We start from the raw sequence: 409 nt of genomic DNA, 5'->3' as shown, positions 1-409 counted from the left end.
GCAGCGCTTCGCTGGGCGGGTGCAGTGGGGGAAGCGGCAGGTGTGGTCGCGGAGCTCGACCCGGCGCCGGTGGCGGTCGGGGATCTCGTAGGCGGTCACGGGGATGCAGTCGGCCAGGTCGATCACCGGCCGCACGATGACGCTCGTGCCGGGGGCCTGGAGCCACTCGCGGATCTGCTCGGCGCTGACCGGGGTCCGGGTCTCCTCGCAGCGTCCGACCGGGTTGGCACCGGTCAGGGTGGTGTCGGTGATGTGGAGGTTGAGCGTGACCTTGCGGCCCGGCTCGGTCCGGTCGTCGATGTCAAGGTCGAGCATCAGGTCACGACGCGCGATCACCCCTGCGGCCTTGGAGCGGCGGACGTCGAGCGACGAGTCGTCGCCGAGCTGACCCAGGTTGTGGGCTTCGCGT

The 409-nt window shown here is 71.1% G+C and carries 1 pseudogene; it reads right to left on the bottom strand.

The annotated features are described in order from the left end of the window. Positions 1 to 409: pseudogene (locus ASE20_RS25255) on the bottom strand (hypothetical protein); the annotation flags it as partial.

It is taken from the genome of Nocardioides sp. Root240, from assembly GCF_001428825.1.
Taxonomy (GTDB): Bacteria; Actinomycetota; Actinomycetes; order Propionibacteriales; family Nocardioidaceae; genus Nocardioides.
This window is presented reverse-complemented; position numbering and strand designations above follow the sequence as displayed.